Raw genomic sequence first — 17922 nt, forward strand, 5'->3', positions numbered from 1 at the left:
ATGGAAAAACGACTTGTATTAAGTGATCCAGCATATTTAGGTAATGTTTTATATAACCGTAAAGATACATTAAAAAAAGTTGAGAAAAAGCTTAATGTTTTTATTGTTTTTAGGGGAGGTGAGGTTCTGATAAAAGGTAGCGATAAAAATATACAGCTTGCTTACAATTATTTAAAAAATATCAATGATATGGTGGATAAGGGTATTCTTGTAGGGGAAAATGCCATAGATAGCTTAATTTCAGAGCTTGACAATAACAATACACTAAATGCAAAAGCTGTTTTTAATCCTCCAAAAACTCATGCAAAAATAAAAGCGATATTGCCAAAAAATGTTAATCAAGCAAAATACTTAGAACTTATTGAAAAAAATACAATTACATTTGGGATTGGCCCTGCTGGCACAGGAAAAACGTACCTAGCTGTTTTTGCTGCTATTAATGCTCTACTTGAAAAAAAAGTTAAAAGAATAATACTAACAAGACCAGCAGTAGAAGCTGGTGAAAAGCTTGGATTTTTACCTGGAACTTTATATGAAAAGATTAATCCTTATATGAAACCATTATATGATGCCATTTATGACTGTATTGAAACTGAACTTGCGCTAAAGTTAATTGAACAAGGCAAAATTGAAATAGAACCACTTGCCTACATGAGAGGTAGAACGCTTAACAATGCTTTTATAATTTTAGATGAAGCTCAAAATACAACTGTAAGTCAGATGAAAATGTTTTTGACAAGAACGGGCTTTGATTCGAAAGTTGTAATAACGGGTGATATTACACAAATTGATTTGCCGCACAATGTAAAAAGTGGTCTGGCTGATGCAGTGAGTTTGCTTAGAAAACTAAATTTAGAATCAATTGGCTTTGTTGATTTTAAAAGGGAAGATGTATTGAGAAACCCAATAGTATCGAAAATAGTTGAAGCATATGAAAAAAGAGATAAAAATAATCAAGAAAGCGAAAACACTTTTTGACAAATATCAACATTTAATTACAAATGAATTTTTACTAGCCATAGTGTTTTTTATTTTAATTGTTTTTTTAATAGTTCCAAAAAGTAAACTCGGTATCAGTTCGCTAAAAATTGGAGATGTTGCGCCAAAAACCATTCGTTCAAATGTATCTATGTTAGTTGAAGATCCCTATGCTACACATGCAAAAATCAAACAAGCAGAAGAAGCTGTGCCTAATGTTTTTTACTATAATCCTGAGTTGTACGATAATTTATATAATAAAATATACACTGCATTTAATGATATAGCTAATATAAAAGATAAAACGCTTGCTTTAAAAAAATTCAACCAGGATTTAGATATAAATTTAGACCTGGATACTTTTAATAAAATTTTAAAAAATAAAAGTATAATACTAAGGTTTACAAACACAATATTAAAAGATATTAACAGATATTATGTTTTATCTGGACCATCGGATTACCAGTATGTAAAAAATCAGATTTTGATATACAACACAGAGTTAAGAACCAGCAGATTAGAGACTAATACAGAGAAATTTATTGATTTGAATACGGCTAAAGCTCTATCGTATGATAAATTGCACTGGTCAGTGCCAAACTCAGATCTTAGAAAACTGATTATAGATTTTGTTTTTTCTTTAGTTAAGCCAAATGCTTTCTATAATTCAGAAAAAACTCAAGAACTTAAAAAACAAGCAAGAGAAAAAATAGCTCCCGTTTATCTAAAGTTATCCAAAGGCGAAGTAGTTGTTAGAGAAGGTGACATAATAGATAAGAACGCTTATGTAAAGTTAAAAGCATTAAATTCTTTATTTGAGGTTAAAAACAGGTTTTTAGATTTAATTGGAATTATTTTAATATTGGCCGTTTTTTTTGTAACTTCAGCATTTGTTTATAAAAAACTCAGGCCTACAGAAAAAATTCCATACAAGAAATTAATTGTAATAACTGGCACTATTGTACTTTTACAAATAATTTTAATAAAGGTATTTTACTTCTTGTCAGTAATTGTGGGTTATTACTCGCCTGACTTTCCAAAAAGTGTTTTACTTTATCTAGTACCTTTTGCTGTAGCTTCAATTCTAGGTGTTTTGCTTGTAGGTTTTAAATATTCAATTTCTATTTCGTTAATTACAGTTATTTTAGCTTCTATTACTGTAGATAATAGTTTGAGGTTTATGGTCTTTATTTATTCATTTTTGGATAGTGCAGTTGCAAGTGTATACCTTGTTGGAAATAGAAATAGAGGCGGTATTGTTAAAGTAGGTTTTATAATATCTCTGATTAATGTTGTGCTTATACTCATATTTTATATGTTACAGAGTAATAATTTATTTAATACTGTAACATTAATTAGCATTGGATTGGGTGCGCTAAATGGTATTTTAACAGCTATAATTATCAGCGGTATACTTCCAATTTTTGAATGGTTATTTGATATAGCAACGAATGTAAAGCTTGTCGAACTTGGAAACCTAAATCATCCATTACTCAAAGAATTAGCAATAAAAGCCCCTGGAACTTATCACCACAGTATAGTTGTATCAAGCCTTTCTGAAGCAGCCTGTCAGGCAATTGGTGCAAACTCGTTGCTTGCAAAAGTAGGATCATATTATCATGACATTGGAAAAGTAAGAAAACCTACATATTTTATTGAAAATCAATTTGATATAGAAAATCCCCACGATAGACTTATGCCATATGTAAGCAGCTTAATTATTAAAAACCATGTAAAGGATGGTGTTGAAATTGGAAAAAAATACAGGCTTGGTTCTCAAATTATTGACATTATAGAACAGCATCATGGAACAATGATTGTTAAGTACTTTTATGACAAAGCAAAAGAAATGGGTTTAAACCCTAACGAAGAAGATTTCCGCTATCCTGGCCCAAAACCTCAATCCAAAGAATCTGGTATTGTTATGCTTGCAGACAAAGTTGAGGCAGCTACAAAAAACTTAAACGAACCTACTGTTACGCATTTAAAAAATTACGTTAAAAATTTAACAAACGAGATTTTTTTAGATGGACAATTGGATGAATCTGATTTATCTTTAAGAGAATTAAATCTAATTGTTGATAGTTTTGTTAATGTACTTATAGGTATTTTCCATCACAGGATAAAATATAAATGAAAACAATAATTGATGAGTGTGGCGTAAATAACAAATTATATTTTAAAAAATTCCTTGATTTTTTGTATAAAAAATTCAATATTTCACAAAAAAAAGAAATTAACATTTTGTTTTGTGATGCTGATAAAATAAAAGAATTAAATAAACAATACAGAAAAAAAAATACTGCTACAGATGTATTGTCTTTTTATGGTTATAATGATACTATACTTGGCGATATTGCTATATGTTGTGAAGTAGCAAAAAAAGAAGCTCAAAAAGCTAAAATGAATGAAAGAGATTTTTTATTATTTTTAATTGCGCATGGTTTTTTGCATCTATTGGGTTATTCACACGATAATATAAAAGATTATGAAGCAATGATTGATTTACAAAAACAAATTTTGCAGGAGTGGAATCAATTATGAGAAAAAAGTTTTTGCTAACTTTACCTATTGTTGCTGTGGGTATTTATTTTGGAAAAAAAACAAAAATTATTGAACAAGCAAAACAAGATATAAATAATATTTTTGAAAAAGATCCAGCAGCGCGAAGCATACCAGAAGTAGTATTGTGTTATCCTGGTCTTCATGCTTTGTGGATGCATAGATTCTCGCATTATTTATGGAATAAAAATTTAAAGTTAATTGCTCGATTTACATCGCATGTAAGTAGATTTTTAACAGGTATTGAGATTCATCCTGCTGCTAAAATTGGAAAAAATTTTTTTATTGATCATGGTATGGGTGTAGTAATTGGTGAAACTGCAGAAATTGGAGACAATGTTACGCTGTATCAGGGTGTAACGCTTGGCGGTACGAGCCTGGAAAAAGTAAAAAGGCATCCAACGCTTGGAAATAATATTGTTGTAGGAAGTGGTGCTAAAATTTTGGGTGCATTTAAGATTGGAGATAATTCTAAGATTGGCTCAAATAGCGTGGTGGTAAGAGAAGTGCCAGATAATTCAACAGTTGTTGGCGTACCTGGTAAAATTATTAAGAAAGAACCTGCAGAAGAAAGGAAAGATTTTGATCATACAAAATTACCTGATGTTGAAGGTAAATTATTTAGATACTTATTGCATAGAATAGAAGAATTAGAAAAAGAAATACAAGCTTTATCAAAAGGCGATAAAGAAGTTATAAAAATTGAAGAAGAAAAAAATATAAAAGAATTAAAGAGCATAGAAAACTACATTAAAAGTTTTGATATAGGTATAGGAGGGGTTAATGGAAAAAATGACAATTAGTCAAAAAATTCTTGCAAAACACGCAAAAAAAGATTTTGTAAAGCCAGGAGAGATTATATTGGCTGATGTAGATTTAGCTTTTGCAAATGATGTTACAGCACCTATTGTTATAAAATTTGTTAATGATTTGGGAGGTGTAATAGCAAACAAAGATAAAATTGCGCTAATTCCTGATCATTTTACACCAAATAAAGATATAAATTCTGCAAACCAGTGTAAAATTATGAGAGATTTTGTCAAACAAAACAACATAAAGCATTATTGGGAATCAGGAGAGGTGGGAATAGAGCATGCGCTTTTGCCTGAACAGGGGTATATTAAACCTGGTATGTTAATAGTAGGTGCAGATTCACACACTTGTACGCATGGAGCTTTTGGTGCATTTGCAACAGGTATGGGAAGTTCTGATGTAGGTTTTGCTTTCGCCACAGGTAAATCATGGTTTAGAGTTCCAGAATCCATTAAATTTATTATCAATGGAAAAAGAAATAAGTGGGTTGGCGGTAAAGATTTTATACTTAAAATAATTGGCACAATTGGTGTTGATGGTGCACTTTATAAATCTATGGAATTTTGCGGTAGCGCAATTAGTGAGTTACCTATGGATGATAGGATGACAATGTGCAATATGGCAATAGAAGCAGGTGGAAAAAACGGTATTATTGAAGCTGATGAAACCACAATTAATTATTTAAAAGAAAGAAATATTGCAGATTATGAGATACTCAAAAGCGACGAAGATGCCCAATATGTAAAAATATATGAATTTGATGCTTCAAATATTGAACCACAAGTAGCTTTTCCACACTTGCCAGAAAACACTAAAGGCATAAGCGAGATTAAAGAAGATATAAAAATAGATCAGGCTTTTATTGGTTCATGTACAAATGGTCGCATAAGTGATTTAAGAATTGCGGCTGAAATTTTAAAAAACAACAAAGTGGCAAAATATGTGCGCTTAATTATTATACCTGCAACTGTTGAGATTTACAAGCAAGCTATGAAAGAAGGTTTATTTGATATCTTTTTAGAAGCAGGAGCTGTTATATCCACACCTACATGTGGACCATGTCTTGGTGGACACATGGGTATTTTGGCTGACTCAGAAGTTGCAGTGTCAACATCTAATAGAAATTTTGTTGGCAGAATGGGATCGCCTAAATCTTTTGTTTATCTTGCCAATCCAGCTGTTGTTGCAGCAAGCGCTGTAGCAGGAAAAATAATAAATCCAGTTGAGGTGATAAAATGATTGTTGCAAAAGTATGGAAATTTGGAGATAATATTGATACAGATTTAATTATACCTGCAAGGTATTTAAATACTTCTGATGAAGCTGAACTTGCCAAACATTGTATGGAAGATGCAGATCCAGATTTTGTAAAAAAAGCGCAAAAAGGTGATTGTATTGTTGCAGGTTTTAATTTTGGAAGCGGCTCATCTAGAGAACATGCACCTATTGCTATAAAAGCAGCTGGTATATCCTGCGTTATAGCAAAGTCATTTGCAAGGATATTTTACAGGAATGCTTTTAATATAGGTTTAACAATTTTAGAGTTACCCGAAACAGACAAAATCAGTGAAGGTGATATTTTAGAAATAGATACAAAAACTGGTAAAATTTTCAATAAAACAAAAAACGAAACATACCAGGCAACAGCTATACCAGAATTCATGCAAGAGTTGATTGAAAGCGGCGGTTTGTTTAATTATGCAAAAAAAATGATTCAAAAAGGAGCTTAAAATGAGTAAATTTGTAATTTCCGTAATGGAAGGCGATGGCATTGGTCCAGAGATTGTAAAGGAAGGCATTAAGGTTTTAGAAGAAGTAGCAAAGAAATTTAATCATACTTTTGAGTATAAGTATGTGGATGTAGGCGGCTGTTCAATTGATAAATTTGGAGTACCGCTAACACAAGAAACAATTGATACGATATTGTCAACCGATGCGTTATTTTTTGGTTCTGTAGGTGGTCCAAAATGGGAAAACCTGCCACATCATTTAAAGCCGGAAGCAGGTCTTTTGGGAATCAGAAAAGCTTTAGGCGCTTTTGCAAATTTAAGGCCTGCAAAGGTATTTAATGAGCTTGTCGATGCATCAACGCTTAAAAGAGAAGTCATTGAAGGAATTGATTTAATTGTAGTTAGAGAACTAACGGGGGGGATTTATTTTGGCGAGCCAAGGGGTTTTAGCCAAGATAGAAAAAAAGCTTTCAATACAATGGTTTACACAGATGAAGAGGTCAGACGCATAGCCAAACTCGCATTTGAAATCGCAAGACAAAGAAGAAAAAAATTAACAAGTGTAGATAAAGCAAATGTTCTTGAAGTATCACAATTCTGGCGTGATATAGTAATAGATGTATCCAAAGATTACCCCGATGTAGAGCTAAATCACATGTATGTTGATAATGCTGCGATGCAACTTGTTAGAAACCCAAAGCAATTTGACGTAATTGTAACTGGTAACATATTTGGTGATATACTAAGTGATGAAGCAAGTATGTTAACAGGTTCTATTGGTATGCTTGCCAGTGCATCTGTGGGAGGCAAGGTTGGATTGTTTGAGCCAATACATGGATCTGCTCCAGATATTGCAGGGCTTGGTATTGCAAATCCAATAGCTCAGATTGAATCACTTGCAATGCTTTTAAAATATGGTCTTAAGCTTGATAAAGAAGCAAAATGCGTTGAAGATGCTGTTAGTTTGGTTTTAAAGATGGGTTATAGAACGCCAGATATTGCAACAAACTCAGATAAAAAGGTCAACACAGCACAAATGGGTGATCTAATAGCAAAAGCAATCCATGAGGTATGAAACAAGCTTATTTTAAAAAAGTAAAATTTGTGGGTAGCTTTTTAGAAGCTCCCACAAGGCTTGAATTACCTCAGTTTGTTTTTTGTGGAAGAAGTAATGTAGGTAAATCTTCGCTGATAAATGCTATTTTAAATCAAAAAATAGCTAAAGTAAGCAAAACTCCAGGAAAAACCACAACAATAAATGTTTTTTTGGTTGATGAAAAATTTTACCTTGTTGATTTGCCAGGGTATGGTTTTGCAAAGCGTTCAAAATCCATGGTCAATGCCTGGCAAAAACCTATAGAAAACTATTTGCTAAATGCCAATATGTTGCGGTTGATTTTTTTGCTCATAGATACAAAGATATCAATAATGCCTAGCGATGAGATTTTTTTAAATTGGCTTAAGTATAATAATTTAAGTACTGTAATTGTGCTTACAAAAATAGATAAAGCAAGCCAATCTCATCTTGCTAAAACAAAAAAAGCCATTGAAACATTAAACATAAAATACATTAAAACATCATCTACATATCATAAAGGTATAGACAAGCTTGCCCAATTAATTGAGCAAGCTTGTGATATTAGTTTTAATCTAAGTTTATTTTCTTAGACCATTTCAAACCGCTAACATCGGTTAACTCTAATGTATAATAACCTTTTTTAAGTGATATGTTGCCTGTTGGCTTGATATTTATTGTGGCTTTTGCTCCAAGTGGTACAACAAGTGAAAATTTGTTTGGTTCAATTTTATTAAAGTAAAAATTTTTTATATCATTTTTAAATAAATTTTGATTGTTTGGATTTATTGTTTCAACTACCTTGCCTTTTTCATCAAGAAGAGCTATTTCTTCAATAAAAGCACCGTAAGTATCAGGACCATTTGTGCGATAAATAGTTAAATTTAACTCACCATTTTTTTTGAGATGTGCATTTAAAATTTCAATCTTTGGTATTTTTGATAAATTGTACAATTTACCGTATAAGCCACCATGAAGGGCCTGATAAGTATATAGTGTTATAAACATAGCTATAATACTAAAAATCAAAGCTTCTGTTTTAAAAGAAGACTCATTAGTTTTTAAGTTATTTGAAGCCAAATATGCAAGGAGTTTTGAATTTTTATTTTTAAAAAACATATTATCAAGTGAAAATAAACCCCCACCTAAACTAAAAATAACAAGACCGCTTGATATGCCTGCTATGCCAATCTGCCATTCATCTACACAGGTTGAGCCAAGCCAGCCAGAGCCAAGCAAAATTCCAAAAGATAAAAGCGTTGCTCCAATAGCAGAAAGTCTTGTAAACAAACCCAATAACAAACCAATGCCAACTAAACCTTCTATTATTGTAAATGTTACCAAGAAAACATAAAGCAAATGAGGTTGTGTAATAAGGTATTCAATCATCGGTTTAATAAATAGCGCATGAGGCAAAAAGTGATTAAATGCGTGCCCCATAAATGCAGGCGAATTTGGATCAAGTTTTTCTGGATCATTTACAACTCTTCTTAGAAATGCACTAAAAAATTGCCATCCAAGCACAAGCCTGATAGGCGTTGCCAGGGTTGATATGCTTTTAAATGAAAAAGATTTGTCTGTAGCCATCAAACCTCCAAATATTAATGTATTAAACCAAGTGTTCTTGCAAACATATAAAAAGCAAGTATTATAACAAAATATGAAAAAATTCTTGTTAAATAGCCTACTTTTATCTTTTTTGCAATTATAACACCAATAGCCATGCCAATAATTGCACCAATACTTATGTATATAGCTTTTGTGATTTCTATTGAACCTACACCACTAAGCCTTGAAAGGATACCCCATAAGCAATTTAAGGCAATAACTAAGAGACTTGTTGCAATAGCATCTTTCATTGGAAAATCTAAAATCAAAACAAGCGTTGGTACTATTAAAAAACCCCCGCCTACGCCAAAAAAACCCGTCATTAAACCAATACCAAAACCTGCCAAAACAAACTTTAACCATGCGCTTAAACCTTTGATATTTTTTAGGCTTATTGGTTGTTCACATTCTTTTTTATTTTGGTATTCTTTTTGCCTTAGCATTAGTATGCCAATAATTAGCATCAATGCAGAAAATCCAAACAGTATAATTTTTGCTGGCAGCAAAGAATTTATGTAGGAGCCTAAAAATGCACCAAATATACCAGCTATAGAAAATACAATAGATATTTTCCAGTGAACATATTTTTGTTTGCCAAGCATGTATTGTATAGCACCAGCCAAAGAGCCTACACCAACAACAACCAGGCTTGTCCCTGTTGCACTATGAACATTCATCTTAAGCAAATAAAGCAGTATAGGTATAGTTATAATTGAACCACCAGCACCAGTTAAACCAAGCGTTAAACCAATTATAGTACCATAGATTAATTCCATATAAGCAATATTAATCGTTTAAATTTTTTTTGTCAATATAATTAATAATTTTTTGAAAACTTGACAATTTTTGTTACATTTGTTAGTATTTAAATATCTTATAATGGGAGGCTTATTATGAAGCCAAAGATTGTTATTTTAGGGTGTGGTTTTGCTGGATTTGGAGCATTTTATAGCTTAGCAAAAAAATTAAAAGATAAGGCTGAGCTTACTGTTATTGATTCGAGTGTTTTTAGTCTATCAAAGCCAATTTTACCTGAAGTTGCCTTTGGAGAAAGGGCTTTAAATGAAGCACTTATACCAATTGGTTCAACTATCGAAAAATTCAATCATAAATTTATAAGAAAAGAAGTTAAATTAATAAAACCACAAGTAAATCAAGTTATTTTAACAGATGATACCATTGTTGATTATGATTATCTATTAATAAGTGTTGGGGCTGTTAAGGATTATGATGCAATAGAAGGTTTTAATGAGTATGGTTATTCTATATGCGATTATACACAAGCGTTAAGGTTTTTAGACAGAAGGGCAACATCTATCGGTAAAAAGATAGTTATTGGTGCTGCTCTTACAAAGTGGGGTAGTGCATCAACTGTAAAGACACTTGCTGCACCATGCGAAGGACCAATTGGCGAAATTATGTTTATGCTTGACTATTATCTAAGAAAACACAATAGAAGACACGAAACAAGTATTACAGTTTTTACACCAGGTAAGATTTTTTTTGAAGATGTAGGCGAAAAAGTTCATAAAGATATGGAGCCGATAATTAAAAAAAGTAATATTAATGTGGTAACCAATAAAGTTTTAAAGCGCATTGATAAAGAATATATAGAATTTGAAGACTCTACAAAACTTGAGTGTGATATGGCTATAATTATTCCACCATACAAAGGACCTCAATTTCTTATCGATTCAAATTTAACTGATGAAGCTGGTTTTATTCCTACAGATAAATATATGAGACATATTAATTACGGAAATATTTTTGCAGCAGGTGATATAAATGCTTCTTCGATGCCAAAGTTAGGTCATATTGCAGTTAGGCAATCTTATACAGCAGCAAGCGTTATTATAAGCGAAATCACGCAAAAAAATGTAATTGTACCATTTAAACCAGAAATTTTATGTATCATGAATAGAGGAGAAAATGCAACTTTAATTTTATCAGACTGGATGTATGGAGGAAATAGAGATTTAACACTTAGTGGTAAAATACCGAAATTCATGAAAATGGGTTTTGATGCATATTACTTTTATTCTCATGGCAAAATGCCCCCAAGATTATCTGAGGAATATTTAAGCAAATTTTTAGAAAAGTGCTGCAATAAGTAGCTTTATAAGCTTGAATTAATTTTTTAAATATTGTATAATATTAATATGAAATTAAATGAATATGTAAAGTATGATGCTATAGATATTGCTCGTCTTATAGCAAAAAAAGAAGTTAGCCCATTTGAAGTATTAGAAGCAGCTATAGAAAAAATTGAAAAATTAAATCCCACACTCAATGCAGTTATATGTACTCATTACGATTTAGCTAAAAAACAAATAGAAACATCTGATAAAAGTGCACCGCTTTATGGTGTAGTAATTTTGCTAAAGGACAGTTTGCATGAAATTGAAAATACATGCTCAACTATGGGCTCAAGACTTTTAAAAAACTATATTTCTAAAGAAACATCCACATTTGTAAAGAGACTTTTAGATGCAGGATGTATTGTGTTAGGGAAAACAAATGTTCCTGAGTTTGCTTTAATGGGAACAACTGAACCAAAACTATTTGGTCCTACAAGAAACCCTTTTAATTCAGCATATTCACCTGGTGGCTCAAGCGGTGGTTCAGCTGCAAGTGTGGCAAGCGGGATGGTTAGTGTGGCTACTGGTAACGATGGTGGTGGCTCAATCAGGATTCCTGCCTCTATGTGTGGATTATTTGGTTTTAAACCTTCAAGGTATTTTACACCAATGGGTAGCGAGTTTTTTGATGCATGGATGGGTCTAGTTGTAAATCATGTTTTAACAAAAACTGTAAGGGATAGTGCATTTTTTCTAGATGTGGAATATGGTTTTGACGGCCCAATTTATTGTCAAAAACCAGTTGAATCATTTTTCAAAGAGCTAGATAAGCCATTAAAGCCACTTAAAATTGCTTTAAATACCAATTCATATCTTGGCAATGTAGATAGTCAAATAATAGAAGTAACTTATAAAGTAGCAAAAACATTGGAAGACTTAGGTCATACGGTAGAAGAAACTCAACCGCAGCTAGATTTTGCCAGACTATACGATACATACATTGATGCTATGTTTATAGAAACATCATTTTTATTAGATTATCTCGAAAACAAATTACATAGAAAGATTACAATTAACGATGTTGAACCTTCTACATACATACTTGCAAAAATTGGTGATAGTCTTCATTCAAAATTGAATGTTTATATAAAGCATTTCTGGGATCAAACAGCTTACTTAATGCGAGGTTTTTTTGAACAATACGATATTTATATGACACCAACACTTGCAAATCCTCATATAAAATTAGGTAGTTTATTACCATCAAGCTTTGAAGAATTAGCATTAAAAACCATATCCTCAGTTAATCTAAGCTCATATATAAAACCAATTATAAAAAAGATAGCTTTTAAGCAATTAAGTGTATTTCCATTTACGCAACTTGCAAATCAAACTGGATTGCCTGCAATGAGTATTCCAGCTGGAATTAGCTCACAAAATATACCGCTTGGTGTTCAATTTATGTCATCTTATGCAAACGATCATATATTATTTAAATTAGCAAAACAACTTGAAGATACGCCTGTTTGGTTTAGGCAAATAAAAGAATAAGATATGCTGTATGTTGCTTTTGTTTTATTAATCCTTGGTTGGTCGTATACTGCTGTTGTTACAAAGATTGCACTAAACTATATTGGTCCTTTTGAATTTACACTTTGGCGAGTTTTAGTGGGATTTTTGTTTTTATTTTTAATTACAGCATTTATGAAAAAACTTGAAAAACCAAAAAGTATAAAATGGGCTTTTTTACTGGGTTTATTTCAAAATGCTTTGCCTGTTGTTTTTTACAATTTGGCTTTGGTTTACTCATCTGCTGGCAAAGTAACTGTTTTGGGCTATATTATGCCTTTTTGGACAATATTATTAGAAAGATTAATTTTAAAAACAAAGCTGGAAAAAATAAAATATATTCCCATTAGCTTATCTTTTATAGGGCTGATACTTATAATGCAGCCCTGGTATTTCAGGGCAAGTGTTTTTGGATATTTATTCGCAATACTATATGGTGTAAGCTGGGGTATCGGTAATGTAGTTTCTGTAATTATTTGGGAAAAATATTCTCATTGGGATGTATTTTCTCTTACATTTTGGCAAATGGTATTTGTCGTTTTAGTTGTTATTTTGTTTAATGTTTTGATACCTTATCAAAGAACCGTTGTTTTAAATAGTTATTTGATTTTTGCAATTCTCTACACTGGTATAATAGCTACGGCTTTTGCATGGTTTTTATGGATTTTTCTATTAAAAAAACTCCCAGCAAGCATTGTTGGTTTGTCATCACTTGCAATACCTGTATTTGCAATGATAGAATCATATATTCAACTACATGAAAAATTCAGCTTAACAGATTTAATTGGTTCTTTTTTTATAATTTTATCACTTTTGATTATTTATATATATTCTTTGCATAAAAAGACGCAAAGTTCTGGCTTTGCGTCTTAAAGCTTTAAATTCTTTTTTCTACTTTTTTTAGCCACCCATTAGGTGCAGCAATTTTTCCTGTTTGTAAACCAGTATAATACTCGTAAATTTTTCTTGAGTATGCTCCAATAGAACCATCTCCTACAGTTAAAATACTATTGTCTTCAAAAACATATTCACCAACAGGTGATACTACAGCTGCTGTACCGAATCCACCTGCTTCAATTATTTCTTTACTTTTAATTTTTCCAATGAATTCGTCTAAAGCAACTCTTTTTTGTATTACTTTAAGTCCTAAAGAGTTTTGTAATTCAATAATAGATTCAGAAGTAATACTTCTTAATACAGTATCAGTAAACTCAGGTATAACTACTGTCCCATCTTTTTCTATATGGTAATGATTCATTGCCCCAGCTTCTTCAATGTATTTATTTTGAGCATCCAAATAAAGAACCTGGCTTGCGCCAAATTGTTTTGCAAACTCTCCGGCTCTCAAAGATGCGGCATAGTTACCTGCGGCTTTTGATTCACCAGTGCCACCGCTTACAGCTCTGTGGAATTTTTTGGTTATAAGAAGCCTGATTGGTTTGGTAAATCCTTCTGGGTAGTATGGACCGCTTGGTGATAAAATGATTGCATATCTATAAGACTTACTTGGATGCACACCTAAAGAATCTTCAGTTGCAAACATAAATGGCCTAATGTATAGTGAAGCACCATTCTGAATTGGAAACCACAATCTATCAACATCTATCAATGCATGTATGGCTTGTATTTGAAGCTTTTCATCAATGGATGGCATACAGAGAATTTCGGCTGATTTATTTAATCTTTTTGCATTTTTATCTATTCTAAATGTATAGATTTCATTATCTGGATGCATAAAAGCTTTTGCACCTTCAAATAAAGCCTGTCCATAGTGCAGTGCAATTGCACCAGGTGATATAGTAAATGGCTCATATGGTACAATACGTGCGTTTTGCCATTCTCCATCTTCATAATCAATCAAAAACATGTGATCCGTTCTTAATTGGCCAAAAGGTAAGGGTTGTGTAGGTTTTAATTGTTCTTTTCTTCTTTGAGATTTTGGTTTTAAAAGGTACGCTATGTCCATAATTACACTCCTTTAAAATTAAAGTTACTAGTTTTATATTACTTAATAAATTAAATGTCAAGTTTTTAAAAAATAGTTTCTATCGTTTTGAATTACGATTTTTGCTTTTTTTATATCAACTAGATACAAAAGATGCGCTAATGCTTCTGAATGTGCAAACCATTTTTGAGCAATAGGAAAATCTTCCCAGTTTTTGTACTTTATATCCCAATGCATCAGTGAGGCTACTTTGTAGGCATCGTTTGGAGTTTTTGTATCAATAAGATTCAATACTTCATTTAATCTTTCTTCATGGTGTTTTTTAAGCTCATCAATTCTTTTTTGTAAATTATAAAAAATTCTTCTGTGTCCAGGCAAAACCATATCTACATCAAAATTATAAACTTTATCAAGACTTTCCAGATATTCTTTTAGAGGGTTTTTGTTTTCATATGCTGCAGATATATTTGGAGTTATATCTTCCAACACATGATCCGACGAAAAAAATAATTTTTTATTAGCTTCATATAGACATACAATACCTTTCGTGTGGCCTGGTGTTTTAATACATTTAAGTTCCAAGTTGCCATAATTTAATACCTGCTGATCTTCAACATAAGAAATTTTCGAAAGAAGATTGCCCCTAAAAGCGTATTTGTAACCTGGATGTTTTTTTATTGCATTTGACAGAGAATCTATTGGAAACCCAAATTTTTTTGCATAATTTGCTTCTTCAAGCCAGAATTTTTCCCAGTTTGTGCCTAATATGTATGGCGCATCTTCTTTGGTAAAATATACAATTGATTGTGGTGTTGATAGTTTACCAATTAATCCACTATGGTCTGCATGCATGTGAGTAATAAAAATATCTGTTTTTTCAAGATCAATATCAAGTTTTGCCAAAGCATATTTTAGTGTCTGCTCGCATTCAATTCTATTCATACCAGTATCAATAATTAAACTTCTTTCTCCTTTTATCACATAAGAGTTTATTGATTTAAGGGGGTTTTGAGGTAGGGGTACTTCTATTTTATAAATATTATCAAAAATACATTCTATGCTAATTTTACACCTCACCCAGGTAACTTTTTCTTACTTCTTCATTTTGTAATAAGTTTTGGGCTATATCTTCAAGCACAATTTTGCCTGCTTCAAGCACATAACCATAGTGGGCAATTTTTAATGCCATTGCAGCATTTTGCTCTACAAGTAAAATTGTCATACCCTCACGGTTTAAGTGCTGGATTATCTCAAAAACTTCTTGTACAACTTTTGGTGCTAAACCAAGCGATGGTTCATCAAGCATTAAAAGGGAAGGTTCACTCATAAGAGCTCTACCTAAAGCCAGCATTTGCTGTTCACCACCAGAAAGTGTTCCAGCATATTGTTTGGCACGTTTTTTTAAAATAGGAAATATTTGAAAAATCCGTTCATATTTTTCTTCTAATGTTGAAGCTGGTTTATTAAATGCCCCAATGCGTAAATTTTCTAAAACTGTCAGGTTAACAAAAACTTTTCTGCCTTCTGGTACAAGTGCTATGCCACGTTTAATTCGCTGATATGTTTTTTCTTTTGATATATTATGCGATAAAAAATTTATTTGACCACTTGATGCTACAAGTCCTACAATGGATTTCAGCGTACTTGATTTTCCAGCACCGTTTGGCCCTATTAATGTTACTATTTTGCTTTCGGGAACCTCAAATGAAATATCGTTTACTGCGTGTATAAGTTTATAAAAAACATTTAAATTTTTAACCTTTAACATTTGCTTCCCCTAAATATGCCGCTATAACTTTTGGATTTTTTTGAATTTCTTCAGGTGTACCTTCTGCAATTTTAGCACCATAGTCAAGTACATAAATTTTTTGGCAGATTCCCATTACAAACTTCATATCGTGTTCTATCAAAAGTATGGTTAGATTGAATGAATCTTTAATTTCTTTTATAAAGTACATTAAGGCTATCTTTTCACTTGGGTTCATGCCTGCTGCAGGCTCATCTAAAAGTAATAGTTTTGGTGAAGTTGCGAGAGCTCTTGCAATTTCAACTTTTCTTTGTTCTCCATAAGATAGACCTGTTGCTTTTAGATACGCTTTTTCTTTTAAATTTACCTTTTCCAATAATTCAAACGCTTTTATTTTTATTTCTTTTTCTTGATTTAAAAATTTTGGTGTTTTTAAAATTGGCTCAAATAATCTATATTTAACTTTATGTGCAAAACCTATCATTATGTTTTCAAGAACGGTTAAATTTTCAAATAATCTTATATTTTGAAATGTCCTTGCCATACCAAGAGGTACAATTTTATAAGGCTTAAAACCTGTTATATTTTTGCCTTCAAAAAAAATATTTCCTAAGGTTGGTTTCAAGTTGCATGTTATAACATTAAACATTGTAGTTTTTCCTGCGCCATTGGGTCCAATTAAACCAGTTATGCTTGATTTGGTAACATTTAAACTAACATCATTTAGAGCGACTAGACCACCAAACTTCATTGTAATATGTTCGCATACAAGTATATTATTTTCCATTTTTTATGCCACCTTTTATAGCATTAAATAGCCAATCCCATGAGAATTCTTTCTTTCCCATTATGCCTTCTCTTGCAAAAAGCATGGTTAAAATTAACAGTAAAGCAAAAATGATCATTCTCAAGCCAGGTATGCCTGGTGTTGTTATACCAAATATATGCATTGGTTGATCAAATACTCTAAGCAGTTCTGATCCCCAAACAATAACGATTGTAGCTATAACTGTTCCTGTTATGCTACCAAGACCACCCATAACTATAATTACAAGCAAATTGAATGTTAAGAAAAATGTAAAAAGCGTTGGAGAAATAGTTGTAATTAAGTGTGCAAGCAAACCTCCTGCAACACCCTGAAAAAAAGCACCTACAACAAAAGCGATCATTTTCATTTTAAATGTATTTATGCCCATAGCTACAGCTGCATCTTCATCGTCTCTTATTGCTTTCATAGCTCTACCGTAATTGGAGTTTATTATGCTCATAACTACAAAAATAGTAAATACAAGCCATCCATAGCTCCACCAAACATTCGTATAGTTTGATATGCCTTTTAGACCTAAAGGGCCATTTGTTATTGTAATTGCATTGTTTGCAACAATATCTATAACAATACCAAATCCAAGTGTAACAATAGCAAGGTAGTCGCCTCTTGTTCTAAACACAGGGAATCCTAAAATAAAGCCAAAAAATGCTGTTACAAGTCCAGCAACTATAAGTGCAGCCAAAAAAGGCAGGTGGATTGAGCCCAAAAAAGGCATAATAGGATCTATTATAAACATTGCTTGTTTTTGTGCTGGCGTCAAACTCAAAAGTGCAGCAGTATAGGCACCAACTGCAGCAAAACCATTTGGAGCAAGGGAAAATTGCCCAGTAATACCGTTTATCAAATTGTAGCTAACAGCCAGTATCATAGTAATAGCTATATTATTTAGTATAATTATTGTATAACGACTAAAGTGATGACTTGCATAATATAAAAAAACAAACAGTAATATTATACTTAAGATTGTTAAAATTGTATTTCTTTTCAT

At 31.9% G+C, this 17922-nt stretch carries 18 protein-coding genes; 11 read left to right on the forward strand and 7 right to left on the reverse strand.

Going from position 1 to position 17922, the window contains the following annotated elements; genetic code table 11:
- From BLQ93_RS07265 to yihA, 8 genes are read left to right on the forward strand one after another with little or no spacing between them, the layout of a single operon-like run.
- On the forward strand, nucleotides 1-978 hold the full coding sequence (locus BLQ93_RS07265) for a PhoH family protein (RefSeq protein ID WP_025392023.1): 978 nt from the start codon (nucleotides 1-3) through the stop codon (nucleotides 976-978).
- Nucleotides 932-3115, forward strand: a complete 2184-nt coding sequence (locus BLQ93_RS07270) for an HD family phosphohydrolase (RefSeq protein WP_092129271.1) — start codon at nucleotides 932-934, stop codon at nucleotides 3113-3115. Before BLQ93_RS07265 ends, BLQ93_RS07270 begins: the two co-directional genes overlap by 47 nt.
- A complete protein-coding gene (gene ybeY, locus BLQ93_RS07275; RefSeq protein WP_092129274.1) occupies nucleotides 3112-3522 on the forward strand; it encodes an rRNA maturation RNase YbeY in 411 nt (136 codons plus the stop codon). The genes BLQ93_RS07270 and ybeY overlap by 4 nt, the downstream gene beginning before the upstream one ends.
- Entirely contained in the window at nucleotides 3519-4343 is an 825-nt protein-coding gene (cysE, locus tag BLQ93_RS07280) for a serine O-acetyltransferase (RefSeq protein ID WP_051438122.1), read from the forward strand. Before ybeY ends, cysE begins: the two co-directional genes overlap by 4 nt.
- On the forward strand, nucleotides 4324-5592 hold the full coding sequence (gene leuC / locus BLQ93_RS07285) for a 3-isopropylmalate dehydratase large subunit (protein WP_025392019.1): 1269 nt from the start codon (nucleotides 4324-4326) through the stop codon (nucleotides 5590-5592). Before cysE ends, leuC begins: the two co-directional genes overlap by 20 nt.
- Complete coding sequence (gene leuD / locus BLQ93_RS07290; RefSeq protein WP_092129276.1) at nucleotides 5589-6083, forward strand: 3-isopropylmalate dehydratase small subunit; 495 nt, start codon at nucleotides 5589-5591, stop codon at nucleotides 6081-6083. The genes leuC and leuD overlap by 4 nt, the downstream gene beginning before the upstream one ends.
- A 1-nt stretch (nucleotide 6084) precedes the next feature.
- Nucleotides 6085-7158, forward strand: a complete 1074-nt coding sequence (gene leuB, locus BLQ93_RS07295) for a 3-isopropylmalate dehydrogenase (RefSeq protein ID WP_025392017.1) — start codon at nucleotides 6085-6087, stop codon at nucleotides 7156-7158.
- Nucleotides 7155-7751: a ribosome biogenesis GTP-binding protein YihA/YsxC gene (yihA, locus tag BLQ93_RS07300; RefSeq protein ID WP_092129278.1), complete on the forward strand. Its 597-nt coding sequence runs from the start codon at nucleotides 7155-7157 to the stop codon at nucleotides 7749-7751. Before leuB ends, yihA begins: the two co-directional genes overlap by 4 nt.
- Here the strand turns inward: yihA and BLQ93_RS07305 are convergent.
- Complete coding sequence (locus BLQ93_RS07305; RefSeq protein WP_092129280.1) at nucleotides 7729-8745, reverse strand: TQO small subunit DoxD; 1017 nt, start codon at nucleotides 8743-8745, stop codon at nucleotides 7729-7731. The two genes, yihA and BLQ93_RS07305, sit on opposite strands and share 23 nt — an antisense overlap.
- A gap of 14 nt (nucleotides 8746-8759) precedes the next feature.
- Entirely contained in the window at nucleotides 8760-9542 is a 783-nt protein-coding gene (locus BLQ93_RS07310) for a sulfite exporter TauE/SafE family protein (RefSeq protein WP_092129282.1), read from the reverse strand.
- Between the two features lie 117 nt (nucleotides 9543-9659).
- Here BLQ93_RS07310 and BLQ93_RS07315 point away from each other — a divergent pair, with 117 nt between their 5' ends.
- From BLQ93_RS07315 to BLQ93_RS07325, 3 genes are read left to right on the forward strand one after another with little or no spacing between them, the layout of a single operon-like run.
- Nucleotides 9660-10880, forward strand: a complete 1221-nt coding sequence (locus BLQ93_RS07315; RefSeq protein WP_092129284.1) for an NAD(P)/FAD-dependent oxidoreductase — start codon at nucleotides 9660-9662, stop codon at nucleotides 10878-10880.
- A gap of 45 nt (nucleotides 10881-10925) precedes the next feature.
- Nucleotides 10926-12395: an amidase gene (locus BLQ93_RS07320; protein ID WP_092129287.1), complete on the forward strand. Its 1470-nt coding sequence runs from the start codon at nucleotides 10926-10928 to the stop codon at nucleotides 12393-12395.
- A 3-nt stretch (nucleotides 12396-12398) separates the two neighbouring features.
- Entirely contained in the window at nucleotides 12399-13286 is an 888-nt protein-coding gene (locus BLQ93_RS07325) for a DMT family transporter (RefSeq protein ID WP_092129289.1), read from the forward strand.
- Nucleotides 13287-13290: 4 nt separating this feature from the next.
- On the opposite strand, the gene BLQ93_RS07330 is transcribed toward BLQ93_RS07325, so the two are convergent.
- From BLQ93_RS07330 to BLQ93_RS07350, 5 genes are read right to left on the reverse strand one after another with little or no spacing between them, the layout of a single operon-like run.
- On the reverse strand, nucleotides 13291-14379 hold the full coding sequence (locus tag BLQ93_RS07330) for a branched-chain amino acid aminotransferase (protein ID WP_092129292.1): 1089 nt from the start codon (nucleotides 14377-14379) through the stop codon (nucleotides 13291-13293).
- A gap of 57 nt (nucleotides 14380-14436) precedes the next feature.
- The gene (locus BLQ93_RS07335; RefSeq protein ID WP_216818759.1) at nucleotides 14437-15435 is read right to left on the reverse strand and encodes an MBL fold metallo-hydrolase; all 999 of its coding nucleotides are present in this window, start codon (nucleotides 15433-15435) and stop codon (nucleotides 14437-14439) included.
- Nucleotides 15425-16126 (reverse strand): ABC transporter ATP-binding protein, encoded by a 702-nt coding sequence (locus tag BLQ93_RS07340; RefSeq protein WP_092129295.1) that lies wholly within the window; start codon nucleotides 16124-16126, stop codon nucleotides 15425-15427. The genes BLQ93_RS07335 and BLQ93_RS07340 overlap by 11 nt, the downstream gene beginning before the upstream one ends.
- Nucleotides 16113-16892 (reverse strand): ABC transporter ATP-binding protein, encoded by a 780-nt coding sequence (locus tag BLQ93_RS07345; protein ID WP_038572337.1) that lies wholly within the window; start codon nucleotides 16890-16892, stop codon nucleotides 16113-16115. Before BLQ93_RS07345 ends, BLQ93_RS07340 begins: the two co-directional genes overlap by 14 nt.
- Nucleotides 16882-17922 (reverse strand): branched-chain amino acid ABC transporter permease, encoded by a 1041-nt coding sequence (locus tag BLQ93_RS07350; protein ID WP_025392006.1) that lies wholly within the window; start codon nucleotides 17920-17922, stop codon nucleotides 16882-16884. The genes BLQ93_RS07345 and BLQ93_RS07350 overlap by 11 nt, the downstream gene beginning before the upstream one ends.

It is taken from the genome of Desulfurella multipotens (assembly GCF_900101285.1).
Taxonomy (GTDB): domain Bacteria; phylum Campylobacterota_A; class Desulfurellia; order Desulfurellales; family Desulfurellaceae; genus Desulfurella; species Desulfurella acetivorans.